The 23456-nt window shown below is 74.5% G+C and carries 4 protein-coding genes; all 4 read left to right on the forward strand.

The features are described from left to right. Window positions 1–82: 82 nt before the first annotated feature. Window positions 83–11308, forward strand: a complete 11226-nt coding sequence (locus tag AB0E24_RS40425; protein ID WP_359384624.1) for an SDR family NAD(P)-dependent oxidoreductase — start codon at window positions 83–85, stop codon at window positions 11306–11308. Then, complete coding sequence (locus AB0E24_RS40430; protein ID WP_359384626.1) at window positions 11305–17190, forward strand: SDR family NAD(P)-dependent oxidoreductase; 5886 nt, start codon at window positions 11305–11307, stop codon at window positions 17188–17190. Before AB0E24_RS40425 ends, AB0E24_RS40430 begins: the two co-directional genes overlap by 4 nt. A gap of 3 nt (window positions 17191–17193) precedes the next feature. Next, complete coding sequence (locus AB0E24_RS40435; protein WP_359384628.1) at window positions 17194–18378, forward strand: FAD-dependent oxidoreductase; 1185 nt, start codon at window positions 17194–17196, stop codon at window positions 18376–18378. 132 nt (window positions 18379–18510) lie between these two features. Beyond that, window positions 18511–23456: acyltransferase domain-containing protein (locus AB0E24_RS40440; protein ID WP_359384630.1), on the forward strand; the 4946-nt coding region annotated here is incomplete at its 3' end.

Genomic DNA, 23456 nt, shown 5'->3' on the forward strand with positions numbered 1-23456 from the left:
GAGGAATCCGACATCGACTCCCTCTCCCCGGAGGACCTGCTCCGCCGGGTCCTCGACCAGACCTCGTGAAGGGCTGATCCACATGCGCACCGACCCCTCGGCGCAGTTCATCGAAGCTCTTCGCGAGTCGGTCAAGCAGAACGAACAGCTCAGGGCCCGCAACCGGGAACTGTCCGCCGCCTGGCACGAGCCCGTCGCCGTCATCGGCATGGCCTGCCGGTACCCGGGCGGCATCACCACGCCGGAGCAGCTGTGGCAGGCCGTCCGGGACGGCCGGGACGTCATGTCCGCCTTCCCCGATGACCGCGGCTGGGACCTGTCCGCCCTGTACGACCCCGACCCGGACGCGCCCGGCACCAGCTATGTGCGCACCGGCGGCTTCCTCGACGGCATGGCCGAGTTCGACGCCGACTTCTTCGGGATCTCCCCGCGCGAGGCGATGGCGATGGACCCGCAGCAGCGGCTGCTCCTGGAGACCTCCTGGGAGGTGTTCGAGCGGGCCGGCATCCGCGCGGACACGATGCGCGGCCGGCGGGTCGGGGTCTTCGTCGGGGCCAACGGCCAGGACTACGGCCTGGTCGTCCACGGCGCCGCGGGACTGGACGGCCACACCGCGGGCGGCGTCTCCGCAAGCGTGCTCTCCGGGCGGGTCGCCTACGCCTTCGGCCTCACCGGACCCGCGCTGACGGTCGACACGGCCTGCTCCTCCTCACTGGTCGGCCTCCACCTGGCGGTGCAGTCGCTTCGGCAGGGCGACTGCTCGGTGGCGCTCGTCGGCGGGGTCGCGGTCATGGCGACGCCCGGCGCGTTCGTGGAGTTCAGCCGGCAGCGCGGGCTCGCCCGGGACGGCAGGTGCAAGGCGTTCGCGGCGGCGGCGGACGGCACCGGCTGGTCCGAGGGGGTGGGGATGCTGCTGGTCGAGCGCCTCTCGGACGCCCGCCGCAACGGCCACCAGGTGCTCGCTGTGGTGCGCGGCAGCGCGGTCAACCAGGATGGCGCCTCGAACGGTCTGACCGCGCCCAACGGGCCCGCCCAGGAACGGGTGATCCGTCAGGCGCTGGACGCGGCGGGCCTGCGGCCCGAGGAGATCGACCTGGTCGAGGCGCATGGCACCGGTACCGCGCTCGGCGATCCGATCGAGGCGCGGGCCCTGCTGGCGACGTACGGCCAGGACAGGGAACGGCCGGTGTGGCTGGGGTCGTTGAAGTCCAACATCGGGCACACCCAGGCCGCGGCCGGGGTGGGCAGCGTCATCAAGACCGTCATGGCCATCCGCAACGGCCTGATGCCGCGGACCCTGCACGTGGACGCGCCCACTCCGCACGTCGACTGGTCCGGGGGCGAGGTCCGGCTGCTGACCGAGGCTCAGCCCTGGCAGGAGGGCCCACGCCGGGCGGGTGTGTCCTCGTTCGGCATGAGCGGCACCAACGCGCACGTCGTACTGGAAGCGGCTCCCGAGCCCGCCCCCGAGCCCGAGCCCGCCCCCGAGCCCGGGGCCGCCTCCGAGCCCGGGGCCGCCCGCGGACCGGAACCGACGGTGCTGCCCTGGACGCTGTCCGCACGCGGCGGGGCGGCGCTGGCCGAACAGGCCCGGCGGCTCGCCGCGTCCGCCGTCGGCCTGGGCCCGCGCGACGTCGGCTTCTCCCTGGCGACGACACGTGCCGAACTGGAGCACCGCGCGGTGGTCCTCGGCGCCACCGGCACCGAACTCCGCGACGCGCTGACGGCACTCGCCCAGGGCGACACCTCTCCCCGGCTGGTGGTGGGAGCCGAGGCTGCCGCACCGCGCCGGACAGTGTTCGTGTTTCCCGGTCAGGGTTCGCAGTGGGCGGGTATGGCGGTGGAGTTGTTGGAGTCGTCGGCGGTGTTCGCGGCGCGGTTCGCGGAGTGTGAGCGTGCGCTGTCGCCGTTGGTGGACTGGTCGTTGGTGGATGTGGTGCGGGCTGGTGATTTCGGCCGGGTGGATGTGGTGCAGCCGGTGTTGTGGGCGGTGATGGTGTCGTTGGCGGCGTTGTGGGAGTCGGTGGGTGTGCGGCCGGATGCGGTGGTGGGGCATTCGCAGGGTGAGATCGCCGCCGCTGTGGTGGCGGGTGTGTTGTCGTTGGAGGACGGTGCGCGGGTGGTCGCTCTGCGCAGTAAGGCGATCGCTGGGTTGGCGGGTCGTGGTGGGATGGTGTCGGTGCCGTTGCCCGTGGAGGAGGTGCGGTCGCTGCTGCCGGAGGGTGTGTCCGCCGCCGCCGTGAACGGTCCGTCCTCGGTGGTGGTGTCGGGTGATGTGGCGGGGTTGGAGCAGGTGCTGGGGGTCGTGGAGCGTGCTCGGCGGATTCCGGTGGACTACGCCTCGCACTCGGCCCATGTGGAGGAGATCCGCGAGGCGCTGGTCGGGGCCCTCGGCGGTGTCGTACCCACCGCCGGGCACGTGTCCTTCTACTCGGTCACCCTGGGCGCCTGGCACGACGGCAGCGGCCTCGACGCCGGTTACTGGTACCGAAATCTGCGCGAGACGGTGGAGTTCGACAGCGCGGTCCGCGAGCTGATCGGGCACGGCTTCGACACCTTCGTCGAAGTCGGCCCGCACCCGGTGCTCACCGTGGACATCGACGCCACGGCCGAGGCGGCCGGCTCCGATACCGGTGTGATCGGCACCCTCCGTCGGCACGACGGCGGACTCGACCGGTTCCTGCACTCGGCCGCGGAGGCGTATGTGCGCGGCGTCGAGGTGGACTGGGGACGGTGCCTGGAGGGCGGGCGGCGTCTCGACCTGCCGACGTACGCCTTCCAGCGCCGTCGGTACTGGCCCCGTCCCGCCCTGGGACGCGCCGCGGACGCCACCGGACTCGGCATGGACGTCACGGGCCACCCGCTCGCCGCCGCCTTCCTGGACCTGGGCGAAGAGGGCTGCGTTCTCACCGGCCTGCTGTCCCCGCGGTCCCAGCCGTGGCTGGCCGACCACGTCATCGCCGACAGCGTCCTGCTGTCCGGCACGGCCGTGCTGGAACTCGCCGCCCACGCCGGCCGCCTGGCCGGGTGTCCGCGGGTGGCGGAGCTGACGCTGACCACCCCGTGCAAGCTCCCTCCCACGGGCGGTCTGGCGGTCCGGGTACGCGTGGGACCCGACGAGGACGGCACCCGCACAGTGGCGGTCTTCACCAGGACCGATGACGGGCACTGGTCCCGCAACGCCGAGGGATCGCTGAGCACCCTGCCGGCACCGGCCCCGGCCGCGCCCGCCCCCGCATGGCCGCCGCCGGGCGCGTCCCCCGTCGGCCTGGAGGGCTTCTACGACCGGCTCACGGACGCCGGATACGGCTACGGCCCCGCCTTCCGCGGCCTGCGGGCCGCCTGGCGCAGAGGCGACGACGTCTTCGCCGAGGTCGAGCTGCCCGAGACCGAGCAGCCCGCCGGCTTCGATGTGCACCCCGCGCTGCTGGACGCGGCGCTGCACGCGCTCGCCGCCGATGCCCAGGGTGTGTCGGTGCCCTACTCCTGGCGTGACGTCGTGCTGGAGCCCGGCACGTCCCGTGCCCTGCGGGTCCACCTCACGCGAAGCGGCGCTGACGCGGTGACGCTCCGCGCCTTCGACATCGTCTCGGGAGCACCCGTCGCCTCGGTGGGCTCGCTCATCACCCGCCCGTCGGCGACCGGTCCGGACCGGCTCCACCGCATGTCCTGGACGCCCGTGCCGCTCCCGGACCGGCGCGCCCGCTGCGCCGTGGTCGGGCCGGATCCCTTCGGCCTCGCGGACGCGGACGTCGAGCCGCTGCCGGGGCTCGACGCGCTCGACACGGTGCCCGACGCGGTCCTGGTGTCCTGCGCCGCGGACGCGACGGATTCTGCGGACGCGACGGATCCTGTCCGAGGTGCGTACACCCTCACCGCGCGCGCCCTGGACCTGGTGCGTTCCTGGCTCGCCGACGACCGGTACGCCGACGCGCGGCTCGTGGTGGTGACACGGAACGCCGTGGCCGCCACCGGCGAGGACGTACCCGATCCGGCCGGCGCCGCCGTCTGGGGGCTCCTGCGGGCCGCCCAGGCCGAGCACCCGGGCCGTCTCGCGGTGGTCGACGTGGACGGTGGCGCGGAGTCCGCCGGGCTGGTCGCCGCGGCCGCCGCGACGGAGGAGCCGCAGATCGCCGTCCGGGCCGGAGCGATGTTCGCGCCCCGGCTCACCCGCGACAGCGCCGAACTGACACCCCCGGACGGGACGTGGCGGCTGTCCGCCGCGGAGCCGGGCACGGTGGACGGCCTCCGCCTGGAGCCCGCGCCCGAAGCCCTCGCTCCGCTGAAGTCCGGCGAGGTCCGCATCGCGGTGCGTGCCGCCGGACTGAACTTCCGCGACGTCCTCATCGCCCTCGGCACCTACCCGGGGGCCGCGAGCATCGGCAACGAGGGCTCCGGAGTGATCGTCGAGACCGGTCCCGACGTGCCCGGCCTCGCCGTCGGGGACCGGGTGTTCGGTCTGATCGCCGACGCCTTCGGGCCCACCGCGGTCATCGACCACCGGCTGGTCCGGCGCACCCCCGCGGCCTGGTCCTTCGCCGAGGCCGCCGCCGTGCCCACGGCGTTCCTCACGGCGTACTACGGCCTGGTCGACCTCGGCCGGCTGCGCCCGGGGCAGTCCGTACTGATCCACTCGGCCGCGGGCGGCGTGGGCATGGCGGCCGTGCAGATCGCCCGGCACCTCGGTGCCGAGGTGTACGCGACGGCGGCCCCCGCCAAACAGCACGTCCTGCGTGGCGCGGGGATCGAGGAGGCGCGGATCGCCTCCTCGCGCACCCTCGACTTCCGGGAACGCTTCCGTGCCGCGACCGGCGGCCGGGGTGTCGACATCGTGCTGAACAGCCTGGCGGGCGCGTTCACCGACGCCTCGCTGGACCTGTTGGCCGACGGCGGGCGCTTCCTGGAGATGGGCAAGGCCGACGTCCGCACCGGCCTGCCCGTCGGCGGTTACCAGGCGTACGAGTTGATGGAGGCGGGCCCCGACCGGATCAGGGCGATGCTGGAGGAGCTGGTCGCCCTCTTCGACTCGGGCGATCTGCGCACGCTGCCCCACCGTGCCTGGGACGTGCGCTCGGCGCGGCAGGCGTTCCGCCACATGGCGCAGGCCCGGCATGTCGGCAAGGTGGTGCTGACGATGCCGCGTCCGCTCGACCCGGACGGCACCGTAGTGATCACCGGTGGTACCGGTGTCATCGCCGGACACCTCGCCCGTCACCTGGTCGCCGCGTACGGCGTGCGCCACCTGCTGCTGCTCGGCCGCCGGGGCCGGGCCGACCTGACCGGACTCGACGCTCCCGGTCTCCGGGTGACGGTGGCCGCCTGCGACGTGTCCGACCGCCGGCAGCTGGAGGAGGCCCTGGCGCGCGTCCCGGCCGAGCATCCGCCGACGGCCGTGGTGCACGCGGCCGGGGCGCTGGACGACGGGCTCGTGCAGTCGCTCACCGAGGACCGGCTCGCCCCCGTGTTCCGGCCGAAGGCCGACGCGGCCTGGCATCTGCACGAGGCGACCCGGGACCTGGACCTGTCCGCGTTCGTGCTGTTCTCCGCGGGTGCTGGTGTCCTGGGCTCCCCGGGGCAGGGCAACTACGCCGCCGCGAACGCCTTCCTGGACGCGCTGGCCGTCCACCGGCGCGCCGCCGGGCTGCCCGGCCAGTCGCTCGCCTGGGGTGTGTGGTCCGGCGCCAGTGACATGCGGGGTGCGTACGGCCCGGCCGACGCCGACCGCATGGCCAGGGGCGGCATGCTGCCGCTGTCCGTGGCCGACGGGCTGGCCGCCTTCGACGCCGCGCTGGCGGCCGGGGACGCCCTGCTGGTCCCGGCCCACCTGACGCCGGGCCGGATGGCGGTGATCCCGCCCCTGCTCAGCGCCCTGGGTCCGACGCGCGGCCAGGGGGCACGGCCGGCCCTGGCCGGGTCGCTGAGCGCCCTGCCGGACGCCGAGCGGCTCAGGCACCTGACGGACCGGGTCATGGCCGAGGCGGCGGCCGTGCTCGGACATGAGTCACCGGACGCACTGCCCGAGGGGAGGGCCTTCCGCGACCTCGGCTTCGACTCGCTGACCGCCGTCGAACTGCGCAACCGGCTCGCCGCCCTGACGGGCCTGAGACTCCCCGCCACGCTGGTCTTCGAACATCCCACCCCCACCGCCCTGGCGGCCCATCTGCACGCGTCGTTGGGCGGCGCCCGGGAGGCCCGTGCCTCCGCCGGGACGACGCCGGTGGCGGGGACCGGGTCCCGCGACGAGGGGATCGCCATCGTCTCCATGGCCTGTCGGCTGCCCGGCGGGGTGGCGACACCGGAACAGCTGTGGGACCTGCTCGCCGAGGGCCGTGACGCCATCACGCCCTTTCCCACGGACCGTGGCTGGGAGCCGTCCGACCCGGCGGGCGTGGGCGGATTCCTCGACGCGGCGGACGAGTTCGACGCCGGGTTCTTCGGGATCTCGCCCCGCGAGGCGCTGGCGATGGACCCGCAGCAGCGGCTGCTCCTCGAGACGAGCTGGGAGGCGTTCGAGCGGGCCGGGATCGATCCGTCCTCGGTACGCGGCGAAGCGATCGGCGTCTTCTCGGGCGTCTGGGCCAACGACTATCTGGCAAGGCTCGGCCACGTCCCGCAGGACCTGCGCGGATACCTCGGCAACGGCAGTGCCACCAGCGTCGCGTCGGGCCGGGTGGCGTACACCCTGGGTCTGGAGGGACCGGCGGTCACGGTGGACACCGCCTGCTCCTCGTCCCTGGTGGCCCTGCATCTTGCCGCGCACTCCCTCCGCCGCGGCGAGAGCTCCATGGCCCTGGTGAGCGGCGCCACCGTTCTCGCCACACCGTCCGTCTTCGGCGAGTTCGAGAGGCAGGGCGGCCTGGCGCCCGACGGGCGGTGCAAGGCGTTCGCGGAGGGAGCCGACGGGACCGGCTTCTCCGAAGGTGTGGGCGTCCTGCTCCTCGAGCGGTTGTCGGATGCGGAGCGGTTGGGGCATCCGGTGTTGGCGGTGGTGCGGGGGAGTGCGGTGAATCAGGATGGTGCGTCGAATGGTTTGACGGCGCCGAGTGGTGGGGCGCAGGAGCGGGTGATTCGGTCGGCTTTGGTGGCGGCGGGGTTGGTGGGGTCGGATGTGGGTGTGGTGGAGGGGCATGGTACGGGGACGCGGTTGGGTGATCCGATTGAGGCGGGTGCGTTGTTGGCGGTGTATGGCGAGGGTCGGGAGCGGCCTTTGTGGTTGGGGTCGTTGAAGTCGAATATTGGTCATACGCAGGCTGCTGCGGGTGTGGCGGGTGTGATGAAGATGGTGTTGGCGTTGGGGCATGGTGTGTTGCCGCGGACGTTGCATGTGGGGGAGCCGACGTCGGGGGTGGATTGGTCTTCGGGTGGGGTGCGGTTGTTGACGGAGGAGCGGGTGTGGGAGGGGCCGCGGCGGGCGGGGGTGTCGTCGTTCGGGGTGAGTGGGACGAACGCGCATGTGATCGTGGAGGCTCCGCCGGAGGCGCCGGCCCGGGAGCCCGCGCCCGACAGCGCACGCCCCGCGGCCCCGCCGGTCGTACCGTGGCCGCTCTCCGGCCGCACGTCCCAGCAGCTGCGGGCGCAGGCCCGCGCTCTGCTGACCGCCGTCCACGACCACGACCGGACCGACGTCGGGCATGCGCTGGCCGTGACCCGGGCCACCTGGGAACACCGGGCGGTCGTCCTGGCCGACCATCCGGACGCCCTGCGGGACCTGGCGGCCGGAGAGCCCTCCGGTGCCGTGGTGACCGGTGAACACACGCCCGGCGGCTTCGCCTTCCTCTTCACCGGCCAGGGATCCCAGCGGCCCGGCATGGGAGCCGGGCTCTACGCGGCCTGGCCCGCCTTCGCGGCCGCCCACGACGCGGTGACCGCCCACTGGGAGCAGCACATCCCGGACACCGCCGAACTGCTGGACCGCACCGATCACGCCCAGCGGGCCCTGTTCGCCTTCGAGGTCGCGCTGTTCCGGCTGTACGAGTCCTGGGGAGCCCGGCCGCGCGCCGTGGCCGGGCACTCCGTCGGCGAGATCGCGGCCGCGCACGTGGCCGGCGTGCTCTCGCTCGCCGACGCCTGCGCGCTGGTGGACGCCCGCGGCCGGCTGATGGCGGCCCTGCCGGCCGGCGGCGCGATGATCGCGGTGCGCGCCCCGGAGGCGGAGGTGACGGCGGAGCTGCCCGACGGGGTATGCCTGGCCGCGGTCAACGGACCGGACTCCGTCGTCCTCTCCGGGGATGCCCGGGTGGTGCAGGCGTACGCCGAGAAGTGGCCCCGCCCGAAGAAGCTGCGGGTCAGCCACGCGTTCCACTCGCACCACATGGACGGCATGCTCGACGCCTTCGCCGATGTCGTACGGAACCTGACCTTCTCCCGGCCCGAGATCGCCCTGCCCGGCGATGTCGAGGACCCCGCGTACTGGGTGCGCCAGGTCCGCGAACCCGTCCGGTTCCTGGACACCCTGCGCACGCTGCGCTCCCGGGGCATACGCACCTTCGCCGAGCTGGGGCCCGACGCGGCCCTGAGCGCCATGGGACCGCAGTGCGTGCCGGACGCGGTGTTCGTCCCCGCCCTGCGTCCCAGCGGTGGCGCGACGGAGCCGCGGGACGCGGTGACCGCTCTCGCGCGCCTCCACGTGCGCGGTGCCGCCGTGGACTGGGCGGCACTCCTGCCGGGCGCGCGCCCCGTCGACCTGCCCACCACCGCGTTCCAGCGGGAGCGGTACTGGCTGAGGGACTCGGGCACCGGGACCGCGCCAGTCGGCTCGGGCCTGACACCCGACGGACACCCTCTGCTGGCCGGAGTGGTGGACCTGCCCGACGGCGGGCGCGTCCACACCGGCAGCCTGTCCACGGCCTCCCACCCATGGCTGGCCGACCACGTCGTCGCCGGCACCCCGCTCGTCCCCGGCACCGCCCTGCTCGATCTGGCGCTGCACGCCGCCGACCGGGCCGGCGCCGGCCCGGTCGACGAACTCGTCCTGCGTGAACCCCTGGTGGTGCCCGATGGCCGTGCGGCCCTGCTCCGGGTGCACATCACCCCGCCCGACGCGGCCGGACGGCGCACGCTGACGATCGCCTCCCGCGCCGGGGACGCCGATACGGACCCGTGGACGACGCGGGCCGAGGGCACGCTGGCCGCCCCCGGCGCCGGCGTACCGCATGAGCCGGTGCCGTCCGGGCCGTGGCCCCCGGCGGGCGCCGAACCGCTGGAGCCGGCCGCCCTCTACGAACGGCTCGCCGAAGCCGGCCTCGCCTACGGCCCGTCCTTCCGGGGGCTGCGCGCGGCCTGGCGGGACGGGCGGGAGGTCTGCGCGGAGGTCGCCCTGACCGGCCCCGACGCCGACGCCGACTGCTTCACCGTGCACCCGGCGCTGCTGGACGCCGCCCTGCACGCCCTGGCCCCGGACGCCACCGGCCTGCGGCTGCCGTTCACCTGGTCCGGGGTGTCGGTGGCCGCGCGGGGCGCGACCGAGCTGCGGGTTCGCCTCTCGTTGTCGGACGAGGGGACGGTGCGCCTGGTGGCCGTCGACCGGGAGAACCGGCCGGTGGTGACCGTGTTGTCGCTGACCACGAGGGAGGTCCCGACGGGACGCCGCTTCGTCGGCGGACTCTTCCGCACGCGGTGGGTCCCCGCCCCCGGGCCCGACGCCGTCGGGCCACTGGTCGCCGACGACCGGCTGGTCGTCGGCTCGGACACCGGCGACGTGCCCGCCGATGTCCGCCGCGCGACCCGACGCGTGCTGGCGGCCGTTCAGGACAGGCTCGCCGACGGCGCGCGCACCTCGCCTCTGGCGGTGGTGGTCGCCGGTGCGGCCGAGCCGGTCGGCGGAGCCGTCGCCGGCCTGGTGCGGTCCGCGCAGTCCGAGCATCCGGGCCGGTTCGTCCTCGTCCACCTCGACGGTCCGCAGGACCGGCTCGCCGCCGCCGTGGCCACCGGCGAGCCCGAGGTCGCCGTGCGGGGTGACGCGCTCCACGTGCCGCGTTGGACGCCGGCCGGGCTCCCGGACGGCGCACCCCCGCCGTTCGACCCGGACGGCACGGTCCTGATCACCGGCGCGGCGGGCGCGATCGGCCGCGCCGTCGCCCGCCACCTCGTCGCCGACCGCGGCGTGCGGCGACTGCTCCTGGTGGGCCGCCGCGCCCCGGCCGCCGCTCTGGCCGGGGAACTGGGGGAGCTGGGAGCGACCGTCACCACCGCGGCGTGCGATGTCTCCGACCGGGACGCGCTCGCCCGCCTCCTTTCGGCCGTGCCCGCCGGGCACCCGCTGACCGCGGTCGTGCACTGCGCGGGCGTCCTCGCCGACGCCACCGTCACGGCGATGACACCGGAACACCTCGACGCGGTACTGGCACCGAAGGCGGACGGCGCGTGGCATCTGCACGAGCTGACCCGGTCCATGCCGCTCAGCGCCTTTGTGACGTTCTCCTCGCTCGCCGGCACCCTCGGCGGCCCGGGACAGGCCAACTACGCCGCGGCCAACGCCTTCCTCGACGCCCTGGCCGGACACCGGCACCGGCTCGGCCTGCCGGCGCACTCCCTGACCTGGGGGCCCTGGGAGACCGCGGACGGCATGACCGCCCACCTGGGCCGCTCCGACGCACAGCGGTCGCGCCGCTCCGGCCTGCTGCCGCTGCCCGCCGACGCCGCCCTGTCCCTGCTCGACGCCGCGCTCGCGCTGGACCACCCCGTGCTGGCACCGGTCCATCTGAACCGGGCTGCCCCGCGTACGGAGAACGTTCCGCACCTGCTGCGCGACCTCTTCCCGACCGGTACCCGGCCGGCCGCCGAACCCGGCGGGGCCTGGGCCGAACGGTTCGCGGTCCTGCCCGAAGCGGAACGCGACCGCGCGCTGCTCGACCTGGTCAGGAGCGAAGCCGCCCGCGTGCTCGGCCACCGGGCCGGAACACACATCGACGCGTACCAGTCGTTCACCGACGCCGGACTGGACTCGCTGGCCGCCGTCGAACTGCGCAACGCCCTGGCCGCGGCGCTCGGCCAGGACCTGCCCGCGACGCTGCTGTTCGACCACCCCGCCCCCGTGGACCTCGCCGAGCACCTGAGAGGGCTCGTCGCCCCCGCCGCGCACGGGACGGCCCTGCGGGACCTGGACCGTGTCGGTGCGGTGCTGGCCGGGCTGCCGTCCGACGACCCGGTGCGCGGGCAGTTGCGCGAGCGGCTGCGGGCCCTGCTGCGCCACTTCGAGGAGCCCGCCGCGGCCGACCCGGCCGACGGCGACGATCTCAAGGCCAGGGTGCTGTCCGCGACGGCCGACGACATCTTCACCCTGATCGACACGGAACTCGGTGACGCGTGAGCAGCAACGACCAGAAACTCCTCGACTACCTCAAGCGGGTCACCCTCCAGCTGCACGAGGCCCGCTCGCGGGCGGACCGGGCGGAGGACCGTCTGCGCGAACCCGTCGCGATCATCGGCATGGCGTGCCGGCTGCCGGGCGGGGTCGACACCCCGGACGGGCTGTGGGAGTTGCTCCGCGAGGGGCGGGACGCGGTGCGCGGGCTCCCGGCCGACCGCGGCTGGGACACCGAAGCCCTGTACGACGAGGACCCCGGACAGCCGGGCACCTTCTACGTGCGCGACATCGGTTTCCTGCGCGACGTCGCCGACTTCGACCCCGGCTTCTTCGGGATGTCGCCCCGCGAGGCGCTGACGGTCGACCCGCAGCAGCGGATGCTGCTGGAACTGGTCCACGAGACGGCGGAGAGCGCCGGCATCGCACCCCGCACCCTGCGCGGCAGCCGTACCGGGGTGTTCGCCGGAGTGATGTACAACGACTACGCGTCCCGGCACACCACCACCCCCGAGGGCTTCGAGGGCTACCTCGGCAACGGCAGCTCGGCCAGCGTCGCGTCCGGCCGGGTCGCCTACACCTTCGGCCTCCAGGGGCCCGCGGTGAGCATCGACACCGCCTGCTCCTCCTCGCTCGTCGCCCTGCATCTGGCCTGCCAGTCGCTGCGCTCTGGGGAGTCCACGCTCGCCCTGGCCGGGGGCGTGGCGGTGATGTCCACCCCGGGCGCCCTGGTGGAGTACAGCCGGCTGCGCGCGCTCTCGGCCGACGGGCGGTGCAAGGCGTTCGCGGAGGGTGCGGACGGGACGGGCTTCGCCGAAGGCGGTGCCATGCTCCTCCTCGAGCGGTTGTCGGATGCGGAGCGGTTGGGGCATCCGGTGTTGGCGGTGGTGCGGGGGAGTGCGGTGAATCAGGATGGTGCGTCGAATGGTTTGACGGCGCCGAGTGGTGGGGCGCAGGAGCGGGTGATTCGGTCGGCTTTGGTGGCGGCGGGGTTGGTGGGGTCGGATGTGGGTGTGGTGGAGGGGCATGGTACGGGGACGCGGTTGGGTGATCCGATTGAGGCGGGTGCGTTGTTGGCGGTGTATGGCGAGGGTCGGGAGCGGCCTTTGTGGTTGGGGTCGTTGAAGTCGAATATTGGTCATACGCAGGCTGCTGCGGGTGTGGCGGGTGTGATGAAGATGGTGTTGGCGTTGGGGCATGGTGTGTTGCCGCGGACGTTGCATGTGGGGGAGCCGACGTCGGGGGTGGATTGGTCTTCGGGTGGGGTGCGGTTGTTGACGGAGGAGCGGGTGTGGGAGGGGCCGCGGCGGGCGGGGGTGTCGTCGTTCGGGGTGAGTGGGACGAATGCGCATGTGATCGTGGAGGCTCCGCCGGAGGCGCCGGCCCGGGAGCCCGCGCCCGACAGCGCACGCTCCCTTCCCCTGCTGCTGTCCGCCCGCAGTGCCAAGGCGCTGCGGGACCAGGCCCGCGCCCTGCTGCCCCATCTGGACCGGCACCGCCCGGACGACGTCGCACGCACCCTCGCGCTGCATCGCGACGCGTTCGAGCATCGTGCCGCCGTATGCGGCCGTACCCGCGACGAGACGGCCGAGGCGGTGCGCGCCCTGGCCGAGGGCGGCACGTCGGACGCACTGGTGCAGGGCGTCGCGGGGGCCGCCGGCAAGGTCGCCTTCGTGTTCCCGGGCCAGGGCACCCAGTGGGTGGGCATGGCGGTGGAACTGCTGGAGAGCGCCCCGGTGTTCGCGGAGCGCTTCGCCGAGTGCGAGCGCGCCCTGGCCCCGTATGTCGATTGGTCGCTGACCGAGGTGTTGCGCAGCGGCGAGTACGAGCAGGTGGACCGCGTCCAGCCGGTGTTGTTCTCCGTGATGGTGTCCCTGGCGGCGCTGTGGCGGTCCTGCGGCGTCGAACCGGACGGGGTGGTCGGTCACAGCCAGGGTGAGATCGCCGCCGCGTGTGTGGCGGGCGCGCTCTCCCTGGAGGACGCGGCGATGATCGTCGCGTTGCGCAGCAAGGCACTCATCGCGCTCGCCGGACAGGGCGCGATGATGTTCGTCGCGATGGCCGCCGAGCCGCTGCGCGAGCGGATCGCCGCCTGGGACGGCCGGATCGACGTCGCCGCCGTCAACGGGCCCGCCGCCGTCACGGTCTCCGGCGACCCCGCCGCGCTGGCGGAGCTGGGCGCGCGGCTCACCGCCGTCGGCGTCTTCCACCGGCCGGTTCCCGGTACGGACATCGCGAGCCACTGCCACCAGATGGACCGCCTGCACGACGACCTCCTCCGTCTGCTCGCCGGCGTCCGGCCCGGCGACGCCGCCGTACCGGTGTATTCCACGGTCACCGGCCAACGCGTGGCGGGCTCCGAGCTCGGCCCCGGTCACTGGTTCGCCAACCTGCGCCGCACGGTGGTCTTCCACCAGGCGGTCCAGACGATGGTCGAGGACGGTTTCCAGACGTTCCTCGAGGTCAGCCCGCACCCGGTGCTGACCGCCGGCGTTCAGGAGGCGCTGGACGAGGGCCCGGCGGGCGGCGGCGCGGCCCTCGCCACCCTGCGGCGCGGACAGGGCGACGTACACGACTTCCGGCGCGCGCTCGCCGAGGCCCATGTGCACGGGGTGCCCGTCGACTGGCGGGCCGTGCACACGGAGGGCGACGCACGCCCGGTCGCCCTGCCCACGTATCCGTTCCAGCGTGAGCGCTACTGGCTCGATGCCGTTCCGGCGGTCGCCGACGCGGCGGGCGCGGGCCTCGAGACGTGCCCGCACGCCCTGCTGAAGGCCGTCGTCGACCTCGGTGAGGACGGCCTGGTGCTCACCGGGCGGCTCTCCCTGGCCACCCACGGCTGGCTCGCCGACCACCGTGTCCTGGGAAACGTCCTGGTCCCGGGCACGCTGCTGGTGGAGCTCGCGCTGGCCGCGGGAGACCGCGCCGGGCGGCCCCGCCTGGCGGAACTGACCCTGCACGCCCCGCTGGTGCTGCCCGAGGACGGCACGGTCGCCCTCCGGGTACGGGTGAGCGCCGACGGCCGCGCGGTGTCCGTGTCGTCCCGGCCCCCGGGCGCCCGGGAGTGGCTGCGCAACGCCGACGGCACACTGGACGCCTCGGGGCCCGCACAGCCCGTACCGCAACGGATGCGTGCCTGGCCGCCCCCGGACGCGCGGCCGGTCGACATCGAAGATGTCTACGCACGCAGCGCGGAGGCCGGGGTCGGCTACGGTCCGGCGTTCCGCGGGATGCGTGCCGTCTGGCGACGCGATGACGAGCTGTTCGCCGAGGTGGAGCTGCCGGAGCGGATACGCGCCGACGGATTCGCCGTGCACCCCGCGCTGCTGGACGCGGCCGTGCACCCGCTGATCCTGGACGCCGAGGAGGTCCGGCTGCCGTTCGTCTGGTCGGGGGTCTCCCTCGGCGCCGCGCCGTCCGGGCGGCTGCGGGTGCGGATCACGCCGCGGGGACCCGACGCGGTGAGCGTGCACGTCACCGACGGTGCGGGGACGCCGATCGCGTCCGTGGACAGGCTGGAGACGCGTCCGGTCCCGCCGCACATGCTGCGCCCGAACGTGGCCGACCGGCTGTTCCGTGTGCGGTGGATCCCGCCCGCCCCGCCCGCCGGCACCGAGGGCGTCCGGGCCGAGACCGTGCGCGTCGGCTCGGCGCACGAGGCGCTGGAGACGGTCCGCGGGCGGCTCGCCACCGACGGGACGGCGCCGATGGCCGTGTGCGTGGCGCCGGGCCTCGACGGCGCGGCGGCCCGTGGGCTGCTGCGTTCCGCCCAGGCCGAGAACCCCGGCCGCTTCACCGTCGTGGAGTGCCCCGAGGACACCGACGCGGACCTGGTCGGGGCGGCCGTGGCCGTCGGCGAGCCCGAGGTCGCGATCCGCGGCCGCGAACTGCGCGTACCCCGTCTGGCGCGTGTCGCCCCCGCGCCCGGCCGGCCCACGGAGTTCCGGTTCCCCGCCGGGGCGACGGTACTGATCACCGGCGCGGCGGGCGGCCTGGCCGGCCTGGTGGCCCGCCATCTGGTCACCGGGCACGGCGTGCGGCACCTGCTGCTGATGAGCCGTCGGGGCCCGGCGGCGACCGCCGTACTCGAAGCGGACCTCGCCGCCCTGGGCGCGACGGTGACCTCCGTGGCGTGCGACGTCACCGACCGCGGCCGGCTCGCGCACGCGCTGGCCTCGATCCCCCCGGCGCACCGGCTGGGCGCGGTGGTCCACTGCGCCGGAGTGCTGGACGACGGGCTCGTGCGGTCCCTCACCCCGGCTCGCCTGGACACGGTGCTGGCCCCCAAGGCGGACGGGGCGTGGAACCTGCACGAACTGACCCGTGAGGCCGACCTGTCGGCGTTCGTGCTGTTCTCCTCGGCCGCCGGTGTCCTGGGCGGTCCCGGCCAGGCCAACTACGCGGCGGCCAACGCCTTCCTCGACGCCCTCGCCCAGCACCGCCGGGACCTCGGCCTGCCGGCCCAGTCCCTGGCCTGGGGCCTGTGGGCGGCGGAGAGCGGGATGGCCGGGGAGGTGGACCGGCGACGGCTCCGCGGGGCCGGGCTCGGCGCCCTCTCCGCCGAGGAGGGCCTCGCCCTGTTCGACGCGGCCCTCGCGGTCGGCGATCCGCAGCTGATACCGATGCGTTTCGACCCGGCCGCCCTGACCGGGCAGCCGGTGCCCGCGCTCCTCGACGACATCGTCCCGAACGGGGCGCCGACGCGCTCCACCGGGGCCGGACGCGTCACCCGCATCCTCGACGCGCCGTCCGCCGACCACGAGAGCCTGGTCCTCGCGCTGGTGACCGAGCTGGCCGCCACGGTTCTCGGCCACCCCGACGTCCGGGCCGTCGACCCCGACCGCAACTTCCCGGAGCTGGGCCTCGACTCACTGGCCGCGATCAACCTGCGCAACCGGCTCAACGCGGAGACCGGGCTGCGCCTGCCCGCCGGCGTGATCCTGCGGCACACCTCGCCGCGCGCCCTGGCGGCCACCGTGGCCGGGGCCCTGGCCACCGGGGACGGACCGGCCGCCGCCCCGGCCGCCCCGGATCTCCTGGTGACCCTGTTCCAGCGGGCCGCGGCCGGGAACCGGACGGCCGAGGCCATGGACCTGCTGAGGACGGCGGCCACGTTCCGGCCCGTCTTCACCGAACCCGTCGTCCCACCCGGGCCGGTGCACCTGGTGCGGGGATCCGCCGGCCCGCGGATCCTGTGCTTCCCCTCGGTCGTGGCCCCCTCCGGAGCCCACCAGTACACGCGGTTCGCCGCGGGACTGCGCGACGCGTGCGACGTGACGGTCCTGCCGCTGCCGGGGTACGGGCCGGAGGAACCGCTGCCCGCCGGCGCCGAGGTCGCGATCGGCACCATGGCGGCCGCCGCCCGGGAGGCGGCCGGGGACACGCCCTTCGTCCTGGCCGGACACTCGGCCGGAGGCTGGTTCGCGCACGCCACGGCCGGCGCCCTGCGGGAGGCCGGCCTGCCGCCGCTGGCCGTCGTACTCCTGGACACCTACGAACCGGCCGACCCGATGAGCCACGCCATGGCCACCACGCTGATGAACGAGGGCTACACGGCGCGCCGCGAGATCAACGACGGCCTGCTCACCGGTGAACAGCTCACCGCGATGGGCGGCTATCTGCGCCTGTTCCAGGGGTGGGAGCCGGGGCCCTCCTCGGTTCCCACCCTCTTCGTCCGCGCCGCGGATCCCCTGGGCGACGGACCGGAGTGGCGGCAGGGACGGTGGCGCCCCGAGCACGCCGAACGGACCGTGCCCGGTGATCACTTCACGATCGTGGAGGAGCACGCCGAGTCCACCGCGCTGACCGTGCACGCATGGCTGCGTACCGCATTCCCCCAGTCGTTCCGAAACGCCCGTTCCCGACCCATCGACAACCACGGAAAGTGAGCCATGGCTCTGAAGGCACTCATCATCGGCGGCGGCGCGGGGGGCACCACGCTGGCCCTGGCGCTGCACCGGATCGGCGTGGAAGCCGTCGTGTACGAGCGCGACAGCGACTCCGCCGCGTACGAAGGACACCTGCTCAGCCTCGGTTCCAACGGCCTCGACGCGCTGCGCGCCCTCGACGTCGAACTGGACGGTGCCCCCATACCCCGCCTGCCCATGTACAGCGGCAGCGGGAAGCGCATCGGCACGCTGTACAACAACGCCGCCTCCGAAACCGCCCCCACCAGCCTGCTGATCTGCCGGGGAACGCTGGAGCGGACCCTGCGGGAGCTGTGCGCCGAGCGGGGCATACGCATCGAGTACGCCAAGGAACTGGCCTCGTGCACGGTCGGCGAGGAGGGCGCCACGGCGGTGTTCACCGATGGGACCACCGCCGAGGGAGATGTGATCGTCGGCGCCGACGGTGCCCACTCCCGCGTCCGGCGGTCCCTGTTCCCGCAGAGCGCGGACGCGTCCTACACCGGCGTCCTCGGACTGGGCGGCCGGTCACTCCCCGGCACGGTCGAACCGACACCCGGGGAGTGCGTGACCTCCTTCGGGTACGAGGGCCACTTCAGTTACCACGTAGAGGCCGACCGAGGCGTCCAGTGGCTGGCGTTCGCCCCCCGACAGGAGCCGGCCGGCCCGGACGACGACACCACCGAGAAGGAGTGGAAGGAGTGGCTGCTCGACGTCTACGGCCGTGACATGCCCGCCGTCCGCGAGATCATCACCAACGCCACCGGCCCGATCGACATCCGCCCCATGGAGCGGCTGCCCAAGCCCCCGGCCCGCCACCGGGGCCGGGGCGTGCTGATCGGCGACGCCTGCGCGATCACCGGGCGGATCGGGGCCGGCACCGCTCTCGCGATGGAGGACGCCGTGGTCCTCGCCCAGTGCCTGCGGGACATCGACTCTCCCGAGCGTGCCTTCGCCACCTACCAGGAGCTGCGCACCCCGCGGGTCGACAAGGTCGTCAAGTGGGGCGAGATGAATGCCAAGCCGGTGAAGGTGCGCACCCCCTGGGGCATGCACCTGCGCGACCTGTTCGGCCCACTGCTCATGAAGTGGATGCCGTCGCTGGTCTCCATGGACTGGCTCTACGGACACCACATCGACTGGCAGCAGACGGTCCGCCCCAAGGACTGAAACCCCTCGGCGAGGGGCCGTCGGCCCCCGTGACCGGCGCTCCGTCCGCGGCGGACGGAGCGCCATCCGCTTGTGGCCGGCGCCACCACCCGCCGGCAGCACTCGATGCCCGGCTCGGAAGGTTCTACGAAGATGTCGCACACCCCGGACCACACTCCTCTGCCCTGGCTCCTGTCGGCGGACAGCGCGCATGCGCTGCGGGAGAAGGCCCGTCGGCTCGACGCCTACCTGCGGGATCGCGAGCCCGATCTCGACGAGGTCGGGCACTGGCTGAGGGGGCACGCGGCCATCGAGGGTCCGCACCGGGCGGCGGTGGACTCGCGCGAGCGGACGCGGCTGCTGGAGGGGGTGGCCGCGCTGGCGGGCGGCCGCCGGTCGAACGGCCTGAGCACCGGCAGGGGGGAGCCGGGCGATATCGCGTTCGTCTTCCCCGGCGCAGGCTCCCAGTGGCCGGGCATGGCCGCCGGGCTGCTGGACTCCTCGCCCGTCTTCCGGGCCCGGATGGACGACTGCGCCCAGGCGCTGGAACCCCACGTCGGCTGGTCGCTGATCGACGTGGCCCGGGATCCGGGCGCGGGCGCCGAACTGGCGCGCGCCGACGTCGTGCAGCCGGTGCTCTTCGCCGTCATGGTCTCGCTGGCGGAGCTGTGGCGTGCACACGGTGTGACACCGTCCGCCGTCGTCGGTCACAGCCTCGGAGAGGTGGCGGCGGCCGCGGTGAGCGAGGCCCTGTCCCTGGACGACGCGGCTCGGGTCGCCGCTCTGTGGAGCAGGGCCCAGAGCTCCCTGGCGGGCCGGGGCGACATGGTGTCCGTGCGGGCCTCGGCGGACGAGGTACGGGAGCGGCTGGCCGCCTGGGGCGGCGAACTGGTGCTGGCCGCCGACAACGGGCCCGCCACGGTGCTCGTCTCCGGCGGGACCGCGGCGGCGGCCGAACTGATCGAGGCGCTGGCGGCCGACGGGGTGTCCGCGCGCCGGACGTCCGTGGGCCTGGCCGCTCACTCACCGCAGATGGAGGAGGTCCTGCCGCGGATACGGGCGGACCTGGCCGGGCTGCGGCCCCGCCGGCCACGGCTGCCGTTCCACTCCTCGCTGGCGGCGGGCGAGGTGACCGGGCCCGAGCTGGACGCCGAGTACTGGTGCGACAACATACGCCGCCCGGTCAGGTTCCAGCAGACCGTCCGGGGTCTGCTGGCCTCGGGCCGCCAGGTGCTCCTGGAGGTCAGCCCGCATCCGGTGCTCACCTCGGCCATGCAGGACATCATCGAGCACCACCGGGCCGTCGGCTCCGTGGTGGCCACCCTCCGCCGGCACCACGGTGGCCCCGACCGCCTGACGGCCGCCCTGGGCGAACTGTGGGCGGCGGGCGCAAGAGCCGACTGGCCGTCCGTCCCGGCCGGGCCCTCACCCGCGGGGCTCTCGGAACTCCTGGACCGGCCCGTCCCGGAGACCGGCGAGTCGGCCGCGGAGGCGATCGCGGACACGGCCGCCGCCCTCGCCGCCCTCCCGGACGGGCGGCGCCGCACCGCGCTCATGGATCTGGTCTGCGCCGAAGTGGCCGCGGTCCTCGGACGCGACCGCCTGGAGCCGCCCGAGCGGCGGCGTCCGTTCCTGGAGCTGGGCCTCGACTCGGTCACCGCGATGGAGGTACGGAACCGCGTCACGCAGGCCACCGGCCTCCCCCTGCCCGCTGCGGCCGTCTTCGACCACCCGAGCCCCGTGCTGCTCGCCGAGCATCTGGTGACCGTACTGACCCCCGCCGCACCGCCCGCCCCCGGTACCGGGCGGGACCGCCGTCCCGCCCCGGCCGACGAGCCCGTCGCGATCGTGGGCATGGGATGCCGGCTGCCCGGCGGAGTACGCGGCCCCGAGGACCTGTGGCGGCTGCTGGACGAGGGCCGGGACGCCGTCGCGGCCCTCCCCGCCGACCGCGGCTGGGACACGGCCGAGGCGTACGACGCCCGGCCGAGGACGCCCGGACGGTACTACCAGCGCGAAGCCGGACTCCTCCAGGACGCCCCGCTCTTCGACGCGGAGTTCTTCGGCGTCTCCCCGCGCGAGGCCCTTGCCATGGACCCGCAGCAGCGCCTGCTCCTGGAGACCTCCTGGGAGGCGCTCGAAGCCGCCGGCATCCGCCCGGACACGCTGCACGGCAGCAGGACCGGCGTCTTCACCGGGCTGATGACACTGGGTTACGGACCGTCGCTCGACGACGGCTCGGACCTCGCCGGTCATCTACTGACCGGCACCACGGGAAGCGTCGCCTCGGGGCGCGTGGCCTACACACTCGGCCTTCAGGGGCCCGCGGTGACCGTGGACACGGCCTGCTCGTCGTCCCTGGTGGCACTGCACCTCGCGGCGCAGTCGCTGCGCTCGGGCGAGTCGGACCTCGCGCTGGCCGGCGGGGTGACCGTGATGCCGGGACTCGGCATGTTCCTGGAGTTCTCCCAGCTCGGCGCGCTCGCCCCGGACGGCAGGTGCAAGGCGTTCGCGGACACGGCGGACGGCTTCGGTCTGGCCGAGGGCGCGGGCGTACTGGTGCTGCAACGGCTGTCGGACGCACGGGCCCAGGGCCGCCGGGTCCTCGCGGTGGTCCGCGGCTCGGCGGTGAACCAGGACGGCGCCTCCAGCGGGCTGACCGCGCCCAACGGCCCTGCGCAGCAGCGGGTCATCCGCGAGGCCCTGGCCGCCGCCGGACTGGCCGCCCGCGACATCGACGCCGTCGAGGCGCACGGCACGGGCACGACCCTGGGCGACCTGATCGAGGCGGATGCCCTGCTGGCCACCTACGGTCAGGACCGCGACGGGCGGCCGCCGCTGCGGCTGGGCTCGCTGAAGTCCAACATCGGCCACACACAGGCCGCCGCGGGCGTGGCCGGTGTCATCAAGACGGTGCTGGCGATGCGCCACGGGACGCTGCCCCGGACGCTGCACGTGGACCGGCCCTCGTCCCGGGTGGACTGGGGGCAGGGCCAACTGGAGCTGCTGACGCGGCAGACGGCATGGCCGGAGACGGACCGGCCCCTGCGGGCCGGTGTGTCGTCCTTCGGTATCTCGGGCACCAACGCGCACGTCATCCTGGAGTCCGCCGCCCCGGAGCCCGCCGCACCGCGGCACACTCCGGCCGACGCGCTGCCGGGGCTCTCCGCTGAGGCGGTGCCGTGGGTACTGTCGGGGAAGTCGCGGCAAGCGGTGCGTGACCAGGCGGCCCGGCTGCTGGGCCGTCTGGAGGCCGGGCCCACGCCGGACGGCGCCGACATCGGCTGGTCGCTGGTGTCCACCCGCGCGGCGTTCGAGTACCGGGCGGCCGTGGTGGGCACGGGGCGCGAGGAACTGCTCACCGGACTGCGGGCGTTGGCCACCGGTGAGGCGGCCGCCCATCTGACCGAGGGCCGGGCGGACGACGCCGCGAGGGTGGCGTTCGTCTTCCCCGGCCAGGGCGCCCAGTGGGCCAGCATGGCCCGGCCGCTCCTGGACACCTCACCGGTGTTCGCCCGAGCGATGGCCGAGTGCGCTGCCGCGCTGACCCCGTTCGTCGACTGGTCGCTGCTCGACATCGTCGACGACGCCGCGGCGCTGGAGCGCGTCGATGTCGTCCAGCCGGTGCTGTGGGCGGTCATGGTGTCGCTGGCCGAGCTGTGGCGTTCGTACGGTGTCGAACCGGCCGCGGTGGCGGGCCACAGCCAGGGCGAGATAGCGGCGGCCTGCGTGGCGGGCGCCCTGTCGCTTCAGGACGGTGCCCGGGTGGTCGCCCTGCGCAGCCAGGCTGTCGCCGAGTCCCTGGCCGGACTGGGCGGCATGGTCGCCCTGCCTCTGTCGGAGGAGGCCGCGACCGAGCTGCTCGGGCGGTGGGCGGGACGCCTGTCCCTCGCGGCGGTCAACGGCCCCTCCTCGACGGTCGTCTCGGGCGAGGCCCCGGCCGTGGACGAACTGCTCGCGGCCTGCGGGACGGCAGGGATACGGGCCCGCCGGATACCGGTGGACTACGCCTCCCACTCACCCCAGGTGGAACGGATCCGCGACCGGCTGCTGGCCGACCTCGCGCCGGTGACGCCCGGGGCCGCGTCGGTACCGGCGTACTCGTGCACCACGGGCGAGCAGGCGGACACCCGCACGTGGGACGCGCGCCACTGGTACCGCAACCTCCGGGAGACGGTCCGTTTCGACTCCGCGAGCCGGGCCCTGGTGGACGCGGGCGTCTCCGTGGTGCTGGAGGTCAGCCCGCACCCGGTGCTGGTGGCGGCCCTCCAGGAAACCCTCGAAGCCGCCCTGCCCGCCCGGCCGGGGCGCACCGCCCTCGGCACGCTGCGCCGGGACGACGGCGGACCGCGTCGTTTCCTGCTGTCGCTGGCCCAGCTGCACACCCTCGGCGTCGGCGTCCGGTGGGAGGCGGTGTTCGGCGGCGCTCGCGAAGTCGAGCTGCCCACCTACGCGTTCCAGCACCGCCGCTTCTGGCCCGAGGCGGGCGCGGAGCAGCGGAGCGACGCCCTCGACACGGAGTTCTGGGCGACGGTGGAGCGGGCGGACCTCGGCGCCGTCGCCGCGGCCCTCGGGGTGGCCGACGAGACGCTGGCGCCCGTACTGCCCGCGCTGTCGTCGTGGCGGGCGCGCCGCGCCGAGAAGTCGACGGTGGACCAGTGGCATTACCGGGAGACCTGGACGCCCCTGCGGATCACGGGCCGGCTCTCGGGCTCATGGCTGCTCGTCGTGGACGACGCGGCATCGGAGGACCCCTGGACGTCCGCCGTGACCGGCGCCTTCGCGGAGCGGGCCGCCGTCCTGCGGGTCCAGGAGCCGGACCGCGCCCGGCTGGCCCGGGAGCTTGCTGCGCTGTCCACCACTGACTGTGCGGGGGTGGTGGTGTTGGTACCGGATGGTGTTGAGGGGGTGGTGTTTGTGTTGGTGGTGTTGCAGGCGGTTTTGGATGCGGGGTTGGGTGTGCGGGTGTGGGCGGTGACGCGTGGTGCGGTGTCGGTGGGTGTGGGGGATGGGGTGGGGTTTCCTGTGCAGGGTGGGGTGTGGGGTTTGGGGCGGGTTGCGGCGTTGGAGCATCCGGGTGTGTGGGGTGGTGTGGTGGA

The sequence above is a fragment of the Streptomyces malaysiensis subsp. malaysiensis genome, assembly GCF_040653035.1.
GTDB classification, from domain to species: Bacteria; Actinomycetota; Actinomycetes; order Streptomycetales; family Streptomycetaceae; genus Streptomyces; species Streptomyces malaysiensis.

Coding starts and splice junctions, on each gene's coding strand:
- AB0E24_RS40425 (WP_359384624.1), top strand. CDS start 83: ATGCGCACCGACCCCTCGGCGCAGTTCATCGAAGCTCTTCGCGAGTCG.
- AB0E24_RS40435 (WP_359384628.1), top strand. CDS start 17,194: ATGGCTCTGAAGGCACTCATCATCGGCGGCGGCGCGGGGGGCACCACG.